Genomic DNA, 11,784 nt, shown 5'->3' with positions numbered 1-11,784 from the left:
GGAGATCGGAATGAAACCAGAAGTTATTGTTATCGGCGCGGGCTTTGCCGGCAGCGTCATCGCGGAACGCTTTGCCCATGTCACGGGCAAGCGTGTGCTCGTCCTGGAAAAACGCGCCCATGTCGGCGGCAACATGTACGACTATATCGATGAAAACGGCGTGCGCCGTCATGAATATGGCCCGCATATCTTCCATACCCATTCCCGTGAGGTCGTCGATTACCTCTCCCAGTTTACAGACTGGTATCCTTACCAGCATCGCGTACTCGGCCATATCAACGGCGTCGTTGCGCCGATTCCATTCAACCTGACGACGATTGAACGCTCGTTCCCCAAGGAAAAAGCCGAGCGTTTAAAAACATTGCTGATCAACGAATATGGGATGGAAAAGAAGGTGCCGATCCTGCAGCTGCGCGCCAATGCCAATCCGGAAATTAATGAGCTGGCGGAATACATCTACGAACATGTCTTCAAATACTACACGATGAAACAATGGGGACAGACGCCGGAAGAAATCGATCCGGCGGTCACCGGCCGCGTGCCGGTTCATATCTCCTATGATGACCGTTATTTCCAGGATACCTACCAGATGATGCCGGCGCATGGATTTACCGGAATCTTTGAAAACATGCTGAAAAACGAAAAGATCGAAGTCCGCCTGAAGACCGACGCGAAGTCATGTCTGAAGGTCGATTTGGAAAACAAGCAAATTCTGTTTGAAGGTGAAGTCTTCCAGGGACCGGTGATTTTCACCGGTGCGATCGACGATCTGCTCGACTATCCGTTAGGCGAGCTGCCGTACCGTTCGCTGGAATTCGATATTCAGAGCCATCCGCATACCTACCAGGAAGCGGCGACTGTCAACTATCCGACCCCGGCCCAGCAAAACGCGTTTACCCGCATCACGGAATACAAACTCCTGATGCAGGCGGATCAGCAGCCGGAAGCGACGACCATCGCTGTCGAATACCCGCTGACTTACCATCACGATGGGGAAACCGGGAACATCCCGTACTATCCGATCGCCAAAGAAGAATGCCGCCGTCAGTATCAGGCGTATTGCGAGCTGATCCGCGGGATCGACAATCTTCATCTCTTAGGCCGTTTGGCAGAATATCAATACTACAACATGGATGCGATCGTTGCGAAAGCCTTGCAAATGTTCAGCAAATTAAACGAAACCTCGCACTCTTAGCAAAGGAAGAACGGGTGACGGAAATTCACTGAACGAAAGCGTTGAGTACCAATCTTCTCGGGGATAGGCGATGAAACAGATTCGCTGAACGAGATCTCAGGCAGCATTGGCCTGTCCTGGTGCGTGATCGATCCCCTCATCCAAAGGCTCGGAAAAAAGCAAGAAACAGGGAAACTGCGTTAACAATTCGCAGTTTTCTTCTATTCATGCTATACTAAATAAAGGTGATTTTATGGATAAAAAGATACTTCAAAACTATTTCTATAATATTTTATATCAACTGTTAGTCGTTTTGGCGCCGATGATTACGGTGCCGTATGTGACCCGGACGCTGGGCGCGACGATGCTGGGCATCAGCGACTGGACCGGCAGCAATGTTCAGTGGTTCGTACTGTTTGGAATCATGGGCGTTTCGATCTACGGCAACCGGGAGATCGCGCGCGTCCGCGACGACCAGACCAAGATGTCAAAGACGTTCTTTGAGATCTTCACAATGCAGTTTTTAAGCATGTGCGCCTCCACGCTCGTTTATTTCCTCTACTTGTTTACCGTGCAGGACAGCGTGCGCCTGTACGCGACGATCCAGACGATTTCGCTGTTGTCAGTCGCCCTGGATATCACCTGGTTTTTCTATGGCGTCGAGGATTTCAAAACGGCTTCGATCCGCAACATGATCATCAAGATCCTGGGGATTATCCTGATCTTTGCGTTCGTAAAGAAACCTTCGGATCTGGCGCTGTTCATCGTGATCAACGCCGGCTCCGGCGTGCTGGGCCAGCTGATTATGTGGACCCAGCTGAAGCAATATGTCAAGTGGACGCCGATCCATTTCAAGGATGTGCTCAAGCATTTCAAACCCAATCTCATGCTTTTCATCCCGCAGATCGCGACCAGCGTTTATACGATGCTGGATGTTTCGATGTTAGGCTACTTATACGCCGACGTCAGTCACGTCAGCTTCTATAACCAGGCTCAGCGGTTCATTAAGATGTTCCTGTTTTTCATCACGTCGATCGGCAGCGTCATGCTGCCGCGGATTGCCAACATCCATGCCAAGGGTCAGGATGAGGAAGTGCTGCGGTTTTTACGCACAACGTTAAGGATGGCGCTGTATCTGGCTATTCCGATGATCGCCGGAATCATCTCGCTGATTCCTTATTTTATCGGCTGGTTCCTCGATGACACTTATCAGATCGTGACGCCGCTGATCATCTTTACGACGCCGATCATCCTGTTTATTTCCCTCAGCAACGTCTTTGGTACGCAATACCTTCTGCCGATCGGCCGGACGAAGGAATATACCCGCTCGGTGATCCTCGGGGCTCTGACGAATTTCTGCCTGAATGCCTTACTGATGCCGAAGTTCGGCGCTTTCGGCGCGATCACCGGTTCAGTCATCGCCGAGTTGATGGTGACGTTGACGCAATGGCTGTCGATCCGGGGGCAATTGGATCTGGGCTTTCGCGTAAGAGAAGTGACGAAATATGTCATCGCTTCGCTCGTCATGATGCTTCCCGTCCATTTCATCGGGGAAGCGATGGGTCCGCGGTTTACGACCAATCTCATTCAGATCGCCGTCGGCGTCATCGTGTATTTTGGTCTGCTGACGCTGATGAAGGATGATTTCCACATGAATCTGATCCGCAAAGTGTTAAACCATCGCAAAGGAGAAGCCGCCCATGAGTAAAGTCAGCGTTGTCGTTCCGGTTTATAACGTCGAAGATTATCTGGAAAAATGCCTGGATTCCTTAATTCATCAGACGCTTGAGGAGATTGAGATTCTGTGCGTCGACGATGGATCGACCGATCATTCCAATGAACTGCTCTACATCTATAAGAACCGTGATCCGCGGATTCAGGTGCTGGAAAAACCTAACGGCGGATTGTCCGACGCGCGCAACTATGGCATGAAATATGCCACCGCACCGTATATTATGTTCGTCGATTCCGATGATTTCCTTGAACCGCAGGCGCTTGAAAAAGCGGCCGCGAAGCTGGATGAAACCGGCGCGGATCTCGTGATTTTCGATGTTTATCAATATTTTATGAAAACGCAGACCAAGGAAGTGATTGCCAACAGCTATTCCGGCGACCGCGTTTATACGCTGAAAGAAAATCCGGAAATGATCACGCGCATCCTTAACGCCGCCTGGAACAAGATGTACCGGCGCTCGCTGTTTGAGGACAACGGCATCACTTACCCGTTCGGTTATCTGTACGAGGATTTGGGTACAACCTATAAGCTCCTGTTGAAAGCCAGGTCGATTGCGTTTGTCAATGAGCCGTTGTACGACTACCTCGCCGACCGGCCGGGCAATATCACCCAATCCTTTAATCAGAAGGCCTATCACATTCTGACAATGGCTGAGGAAACGATGAATTACTACCGGCAGGAAGGCGTCTACGACCAATACTATGAAGAACTGAAGTATCTGGCCTGCGTTAACATCATCGAAAACCTGAAGAAGACCCGCACGGTCAAAGACCGGAAGCTGGTCAACGAATACATCGACGCGTGTTTCGCGTTCATTCACAAGAATTTTCCGGACTACCCGGAATGCAAATACCCGATCAACCGCCAGAAAAACGACTGGATCTACATGCGCCCGCAAGTGCTGAAGGGCTATCTGCGCACCCGCAATTGGATCCGCCGGTAAAGCTGGATCGTGAAGTAAAGGAGAAACTGACCATGAGTAAAGTTACGATTATCGTGCCGATTTACAATGTTGAGGAATACGTCGCCAAGTGTCTGGATTCCTTGCTGCGGCAAACCTATTCCGACTATGTGATCTATGCCGTCAACGACGGATCGCCGAAAAACGAACAGCCGATCATCGACCGCTACGCTGCGGCGTATCCGGAGAAAGTCGTCGCTATCCGCAAGGAAAACGGCGGCTATGGTTCCGTTTTGGAAATGGCAATCGCACGGCTGGATTCGGAATATTTCCTCGTCTGCGATCCGGACGATTACTTAGCGGATGACGCGCTGGAAACCCTGGTCGGCTTGGCGGATGCCAACCAGGCGGATCTGGTGATCGGCGCGAAGAATTTCATTTATTCCGACAGCGACGAACAGAAGTACGATCCAGCGTACAACACGAAATTTGCGACGCTGCAGCCGGGCCAGGGGTATGTAAAGGGCACGCCGGAATTTGAGAATCTGTTCTTTGTGGATCCCTCGCCGCACGCCAAGCTGTACCGGCGATCCCTGGCGGCGAACATTCAGTTTCCGCATAAAATCGGCTACACCGATAACCTGTTGTTTTACATCAGTCTGTTAAACGCTGAGAAAGTCGTCTACACCGACAAAGCGCTGGCGTATTATCTGATCGACCGGGCCGGCAATACGATGACCGATCTGAAGCCGCAGGTGATCGACGCGCACGCCCAGGTGTTCTCCACGATTCTGGATCAGGCGGAGCGCTGTTCTGCGGTTCCGGCATTGTTTTACTACCGGATTTTTGAAGCCTATAAATTTTCATTTTATCAGCTGCGCCGGATCAAGGGCACGCCGGCAGAAAAACTGGAACATGCCGAAGTTCTGTACCGGCTGGTTGAAAAGCTGATGCCTCACCGGGCCGCGATCCTGGAAGGGATGACGCGCTTCGGCTACACCGGCAGCCGTGAGCGGATGAAGGATAAGCTGGTTCTGACGGCGGGGGTTTCGCATCCGGTTTACCGCCGCTGGGTGAAATCCTTCGTTAAGGAGTAACGGAATGCACCGACTGAGATCCATCCGCCGGCCGTTTTTCGCGTTTCTGGGCGCAGCCGTCCTGCTCTGCGGCATTTTCGCGGCGCTGGGCTTCGTTCCGTTTGGCGGCCGTTCGCTTTTGATCAACGATCTGAACATTCAATATGTCGAATATTTGAAATATCTGCATACGGTCGTCACCGGGCAGAACAGCCTGACTTATGCGCAGGCGGCGGGCATGGGCGGCAGCTTCATCCCGATTTTTTCCTATTACTGCTCCAGTCCGCTGCAGCTGCTTCTGGCGCTGCTGCCCAACGAGGCCATTCTGCTTTCCGTCAGTCTGGCGACCCTTCTGAAGCTGAGCCTGAGCTGCGGGACAATGATGTTCTATCTGGAGGATCGTTTCGGTCCGCGCCAAGTTCATGGCTTGTTCGCGCTGGGTTACGCACTGAGCGGCGCCGCGCTGGCGTATTCTCAATGTTTGATGTGGCTGGACGGTTTAGTCTGGCTGCCGATGGTGCTGAGCGGCATCGAACAGATCCTGCGGGGAAAATCGGCCAAGGGATTTACGCTGGCGGTAGCGGTGAGCGTGTTTTCCAATTACTACACGGCGATCATGGGCCTGATGTTTGCCTGTCTGATGGTGTTGACGCGCTATTTCAGTGAGGACCAACACGCGGTTTCATTTTGGACAGTCTTGAAGAAGGGCATACTCGGCATGGCGATCGGCCTGGCTTGCAACGGCTGGCTGCTGATGCCCAGCTTCTTATCTGTGATCAACAACCGGCTTGCCCAGCCCGCGGAGGCGCTGCCGCTTTTCAGCTTTGCCCGGCTGGCAGGATTGAACAACGCGTTTCCAGGTGTACCGGCTGTGACGCTGGGGCAGGAGATCACGTTTGATTATGCCGGATTGTTGTGTCTGATCCTCGTCTTTTCTTCGTTTTTCCAGCGGCTGCGGTCAAACCGGAAGAAGCTCGTCGATAGTCTGACGCTGCTTTTCTTTGCGGCGTCGGTGTTCTTCACGCCGTTGTATAAGCTCTGGCATTTTCTGTCGATGCCCTATGGTTTCCCAACGCGGTTCAGCTTTGTGATCGTGTTCTGGCTGATCGCCGCGGCGGCGGACGCGTGGGACACGCGCGGCAGGAAGTCGCTGGCCTGCGGGGCGCTTGGGGTCTTGCTTCTGTTGGTCGTGAACGGAACGATGACGCTGCCGGCCAAGCTGATTACCGCCGGGTTCATCGCAGGGATCACGGCGCTGCTGAGTCTGGGCTTTCAGAAAGTGCTGGCGGTCACCGTCGCCGCCGAGCTGACTTTCGCGGGCGCTGCCACATTCATTTCGCTGGACCGGGATAACGTCTATGACGGCTATGCCTCGGCCCAGACGGTGCTGGACTACCAAAATGAAGTGCGGACCGCCCTGGCAAGCTTTGCATCTGAGCCGGGCTACCGGATTGAAAATTGGTCGGCGCGCAATACAAAACGAAGGTCTGGGCTATAACTACCCGGGAATCTCGCATTACTCGTCGACCTACGATAAGAAGGTCAGCGATTTCCTGGAACATTACGGCGTCAGCCACCGGATGTTTGGCAGTACCTATCACGGTACGACGCTGGCGCTCGACGCATTTCTGGGCATTCGCTATGTGCTGCGGGAAAAAGGCGCGGTTCATGTCCAGGTCCAGACCGATCATTACCGGAAAATTGCGGAGACTGAAACCTTCGAGGTGCTGGAAAATCCCTACGCGCTGCCGCTGGGGTTTGTCATTGACGATCATGATGAGATGCCGGTGCCTCAGACCTATTCGATTGCCGCGCAAAACGAACTGGTCCAGCTGTGCGGCGGCGAGCCGCTGATCACGCGGCTGGATGATCCCGACCTGTTTGTGTGGGATGGGGATGAATTGAGCCGCTCGCCGCTGATTGTGGCGAAACGGCCGGAGGCGGAAACCTCGATTGCAATCTATACTCAGTCCTTGAATGAGGAAGATCCGCTCTATCTTCAGCTGCCTTTTGAAACGGATGAAACATGGTTTCAGCTGTGGATCGATCAGAACTATGCCCAAGACGAGCATACCGGGATCGATGCGGGCGCGTTATATCTGGGAGCCTATCCGCCGGGACAGGATATCCTGATTCAGCTGGTCGTGCGCGATCAGCTGCTGCGCTTAACCCGGGCCGAGGTTTATTCCCTGGACATCTCAGCGTTAACGCAATGGACACAGAAGCTGCAGAAGCAGGCAGCGCAGAATATTCAGATTCACGGCTCAACGATTACGATGCACGTTCAGGCGGAAGCGGGGCAGCGGCTGCTGACAACAGTTCCCTATGATAAAGGCTGGCATGCGGAAATCGACGGGCAGCCGACGGCGGTCACGCCGTTTCAGAATACGTTTATCGAATTGCCGCTGAGTGAGGGCACCCATGAAATCAAGCTCGTTTTCCGTCCCCGCGGATTGACGCTGGGGCTGGTGATCACCGCCGGCGGCATCCTGACAGCGCTGGCCTGCGCGGGGGCAGAACGAAAAAAACGAACTGAGAAGTCACGATTATGATATACTTATTTCATCAGACAGGAGGAACGCGGTGGAACCCAAAATTACTGTGATTGTGCCCGTTTACAACGTGGAAAAATACTTGCCGGAATGTCTCGATTCGTTAGCCGGCCAGACCTATAAAAACTTGCAGGTGCTGGTGGTCAACGATGGTTCAACCGATTCCTCCCCGCAGATTATTGAGGACTATGTGCGCCGGTTTCCGGATCGTTTCGCGCAGCTGAATAAACCCAACGGCGGGTTGTCGGACGCCCGCAATTTCGCGATCGGCAAGGCTGAGGGCGAATGGATTGCCTTCCTTGACAGCGACGACTGGGCTGATCCCGAGTATTACGCGAAAATGGCGGAAGTCATGGCGCGGGGCGCGGACGTCGTGGTCAGCGATATCGAATATTTTTATGAAAACGGTCAGCCGTCCTGGATCATGCCGGGGCTGAATCCGCATGTCTTCGACAGCCCGGTAAAGCAGGCGTTTCTATCGCCGATGTTCGCCTGGAACAAGCTCTACCGCGCGGACTTTTTCACCCGGAAGCATTACCGCTATCCGCTGGGTACCTGGTATGAGGATATCCCGGTCACGATGCCGATCTTCGCGCAATCCCAAACGATTGGAATTCAGCACGAGGCGCGGATTCATTACCGCCAGCGGGAAGGTTCGATCATGTCCGTCACCAAGAGCGAGCGGCTGAAAGAAATCTTTCCGGTCATGAAGCAGGTCCGCGATCAGTTTGCGGAAATGGGCCTCAGCGAACGGTATCACGATGAGCTGGAATATTTACATATTGAGCATCTGCGTCTGTACGGCATGTTCCGCTTTCTGCGCTCGCCGCTGACCAGCGAGCTGAAAGCGATGAGCGACGCTGTGATGGCGGAATTTTACCCAAATTGGAAAAAGAATCCCTACATCCGCAATTTAGGCTGGAAGGATCAGCTGTTTTTGAAAACCTTCGGCAGTCTGACGCTGCCGCTCTACAAACACGTGATTCATTAAGATAGGAGGAGCTTATGCGCACAAAATATTCGTTTTACAATTTTTTGGTGAGCCTGATCACCAGCGTCGCTCTTCCGATTTTCGGATTTATCAAGGTGCGGATGTTCATCGACTTGTACGGCAGCGACCTCAATGGTCTGCAGCTGACGATCATGAACGTCATCACCTTTCTGAATGTCTTTGAGCTGAGCTATTCGCTGGCCTTCCGCCAGCTGTTGTTTAAGCCGCTGGCTGAGAACGACCGGGACCGGGTGCTGTCGATCTATAACGGCGCCGTCAAGGTGTTCCGGTTTACCGGCATGGCGGTCTTGGTTGTCGGCGCGCTGACCGCGCTGTTGTTCCCGATGTTCGCTGAATCACCGCTGGGCTATGGCGAAACGGTGACGATGTTTTTAATCCTTTGTGTTCCTTTTGGTTTGTCTTATTTCCTGATGGGACCGAATTTTGTCATCATCGCCGATCAAAAGGAGTACAAAATCAACATCTGGATCCAGACGATCGCCATTTTCCGGATGGTGCTGATGGTCGGCGTCATCCTGCTGAAGCTGCCGTATATTTATATCTTCTTGATCGAGGGCTTGCAGGTGTTCATCGCCAACTTCATCGCCCGCCGGATCGCTTTGAAAAACTATCCGTGGCTGAAGGAAAACAAACAGCTGCCCTATGACGACGCGTTCCAGAAAAACGCCAAGTATACGATTATCCAGCGCCTCTCGACGCTGGCCACCAACAATACGGACAACCTGGTGATCACCTTTTTTATGGGCTACACGATGACCAGCGTCTATGGCTCTTACAGCTACCTGACCGAGTCGGTATCCAAGATCATCAACTCCGCGATCACTTCGCCGATCAACAGCTTCGGCAACCTGTTCAACGATTCCGGCGCGGATTCCTACAGCGTCTTTACGGAGTTCTTTAACTTCGCTGTGTATATCGCGTCGATCATCGGCGTATGCATCTTCGTTGTGATCGGACGGTTCGTTTTGATCTGGATGAAGATGCGGCCGGAGTATTCGGTGACGATTCTGATCGCTTTCCTGTTTGCGATCAATATTTTCTACATGACGATGCGCGAGCCGATCATCATCTGCCGTGACGCCAACGGTTTGTTCAAAGACGCGAAAAACAATGCGTATTTACTGGCGATCTCCAAGGTCGTCCTGTCGATTGTGCTGATCCAGCCGTTAGGGATCGCGGGCGTGCTGGCAGCGACGATGCTGACGAACTGGACCGTTGATTTCTTATATAATCCGGTTCTGGTCTATAAAAAAGTGTTCCATCTGAATCCGCTGCGCTATTACAAGATGGTGTTTACCCGGCTGGGTGTAGCGATCCTGATCGGCGCTGCGGCGTATGCCGGCTGGCAGACCCAGCAGGCGTTCGTGACGTCCTCCACCTTGCATTTCCTGATGGGATGCGTGGCTCTGGGATTGATCGTGTTTGTTGTCTTTACGATTGTTTACTGGTTCTCCTACGCCTCCTTCCGCAAACTGATCCAGCGCGGCTGGCGTTTAATTCGGCATAAGATGAACAAGAACAAAGAGGTGCAGGCATGAAAAAAATGATTCAATGGCTGTGCGGCTTTTGTCTGTTAGCGGGATTGCTGAGCGGCTGTCATACCAAGTTTATTCAGGATCAGGTGGAGATCTACGCGCCGGAGGATCCGGAGCTGTTCAGCACCGCGGGAATCGACGCGCAGGGCTATCGTCTGGATGCTCAGACCGAACACCGGGTTCAATCGCAGATTCTGCGCAGTTCCAAGAGCTTTACGATTTCGTTCTGGTTTAAACCGGAAGCGAACTTTGAGTGGACGACGCTGCTTTCGATGGGCCGCGACGACCGGCATGTGATGCAGCTGGCGACTTCCGGCAATCCAACCGGCGAGCGCTGCGGACTGAATTATTCGATTCAGTCGGGAAACAAAGCGTACCGGGTTATCTCTGAGAAAGAAGCGACGGTCGAAACCGGCATTTATAACCATATCGTGCTGACCCAAGAGGGCAACACGGTCACATTGTATCTCAATGGCGAGGAAACCGCGTCGGGCAATGTGGCCAAGCAGGTGAAACAGCTGCGGACAGACGAGCTGATCCTTGGCAAAAGTTTGATCTACAACGACCCGCAGGCGGAAGGCACGTTCCAGGATTTCCAGATTATCAACCAGGCCTGGACCGCCGAGGAGGTCCAGGCGGAGTTTGACCGTTTCTATCCGAAAGCTGTGCTGGATACGTTCCATTTCAGCAATCAGGACGATCTGACCGGCAATCTCTGGTTTGCCGAGAATCCGGTGCGTGATCTATATTTCAGCTGGTCCAGCGATAAGCCGGAGATCATCACGGATCAAGGCAAGCTGACGAAACCGACGGCGGCGCAGGGGGATCAGGAAGTAACGATCACTGCGAAGGTGGAACATAAAGGGCAGACCTTTACCAAGGACTTCAAATTCGCGGTGCTGGCGGATTCGCCGAAGACGCGTTTAAAGCGCGATCGGATCGCCGTGAATAACGACTTCCAGCCGCTGATGAACGAAAACGACGTGCTGCCGGCTGCGGCGGAAAATGGCTCACAGCTTGAATGGACAGTGCTGTCCGGCGGGATTGAGCTGCAGGAGAACCGGATTGTTAAAACCACGGCTTCAGAAAAGGTTAATGCCCGGCTGCAGGTCACAATCCGGCAGGGAGAGTTGAGCGAAACAATCGAACGCGACGTTGTCGTACTGGACGCGTTTACCGGATATGTGCTTTCCTATTTCAACGGCGAGCTGGGCGAGGAGCGCGGCAAGCTGGCTTACAGCCGCGACGGGCTGCATTGGACTGATCTGAATCAAGGGGAAGCCGTGCTGACGTCTGAGCTGGGCAACGGCCGGATCCGCGATCCGTTTATCGGCCGGGATCGAGATGGAAATTTTGTGCTGCTGGCAACAGAGGGATTTGACAATCCGGATATTTATCTCTGGCGCAGTTCAGATTTAGTGACGTTTACCGATCATCAGCTGGTGCCGGTTTCACTGTGGGATCCGTTCTTAAAGATGAGTGGAACCCGCGCCTGGGCTCCGGAAATGTGTTATGACCCGGAACAGGATCTGTATTATATTTATTTCTCCGATCCGACGGAGAAGGATGAAAGCGCGTTGTATTATGTGACAACACGGGATTTTGAACATTACAGCTATCCGGGCAATTTCTTTAAACCGGGCTATACCGTGATCGACGGAACGGTGCTGCAGGCACAGGGAAAATACTGGTTGTTCTATAAGGATGAACGGAAAGCGGCGCAGACGATTTATTACGCGTCGACGGACGCGCTGTCCAAGCTGTTCGGCGAAGCCTATGATCAGGAATTCCTGTTTCCG

At 53.0% G+C, this 11,784-nt stretch carries 9 protein-coding genes; all 9 read left to right on the top strand.

From position 1 onward, the window contains the following. Window positions 1-10 precede the first annotated feature (10 nt). On the top strand, window positions 11-1,195 hold the full coding sequence (gene glf / locus HOLDEFILI_RS11705) for a UDP-galactopyranose mutase (RefSeq protein ID WP_006059927.1): 1,185 nt from the start codon (window positions 11-13) through the stop codon (window positions 1,193-1,195). Window positions 1,196-1,427: 232 nt separating this feature from the next. Beyond that, the gene (locus HOLDEFILI_RS11700; protein WP_006059926.1) at window positions 1,428-2,882 is read left to right on the top strand and encodes an oligosaccharide flippase family protein; all 1,455 of its coding nucleotides are present in this window, start codon (window positions 1,428-1,430) and stop codon (window positions 2,880-2,882) included. After that, complete coding sequence (locus tag HOLDEFILI_RS11695; protein WP_006059925.1) at window positions 2,875-3,852, top strand: glycosyltransferase family 2 protein; 978 nt, start codon at window positions 2,875-2,877, stop codon at window positions 3,850-3,852. The genes HOLDEFILI_RS11700 and HOLDEFILI_RS11695 overlap by 8 nt, the downstream gene beginning before the upstream one ends. A 32-nt stretch (window positions 3,853-3,884) precedes the next feature. Then, complete coding sequence (locus HOLDEFILI_RS11690; protein WP_050766974.1) at window positions 3,885-4,907, top strand: glycosyltransferase family 2 protein; 1,023 nt, start codon at window positions 3,885-3,887, stop codon at window positions 4,905-4,907. Between the two features lie 4 nt (window positions 4,908-4,911). Then, window positions 4,912-6,384, top strand: a complete 1,473-nt coding sequence (locus tag HOLDEFILI_RS11685; protein WP_006059923.1) for a YfhO family protein — start codon at window positions 4,912-4,914, stop codon at window positions 6,382-6,384. Next, entirely contained in the window at window positions 6,338-7,438 is a 1,101-nt protein-coding gene (locus HOLDEFILI_RS11680) for a YfhO family protein (protein ID WP_039864840.1), read from the top strand. The genes HOLDEFILI_RS11685 and HOLDEFILI_RS11680 overlap by 47 nt, the downstream gene beginning before the upstream one ends. Window positions 7,439-7,469: 31 nt before the next feature. After that, entirely contained in the window at window positions 7,470-8,429 is a 960-nt protein-coding gene (locus tag HOLDEFILI_RS18490; RefSeq protein WP_006059921.1) for a glycosyltransferase family 2 protein, read from the top strand. Window positions 8,430-8,443: 14 nt separating this feature from the next. Continuing rightward, complete coding sequence (locus tag HOLDEFILI_RS11670) at window positions 8,444-9,988, top strand: polysaccharide biosynthesis protein (RefSeq protein WP_006059920.1); 1,545 nt, start codon at window positions 8,444-8,446, stop codon at window positions 9,986-9,988. Then, a partial coding sequence (locus tag HOLDEFILI_RS11665; RefSeq protein WP_006059919.1) for a LamG-like jellyroll fold domain-containing protein occupies window positions 9,985-11,784 on the top strand: 1,800 nt, incomplete at its 3' end. The genes HOLDEFILI_RS11670 and HOLDEFILI_RS11665, both read left to right, overlap by 4 nt.

The sequence above is a fragment of the Holdemania filiformis DSM 12042 genome (assembly GCF_000157995.1).
Taxonomy (GTDB): Bacteria; Bacillota_I; Bacilli_A; order Erysipelotrichales; family Erysipelotrichaceae; genus Holdemania; species Holdemania filiformis.
This window is presented reverse-complemented; position numbering and strand designations above follow the sequence as displayed.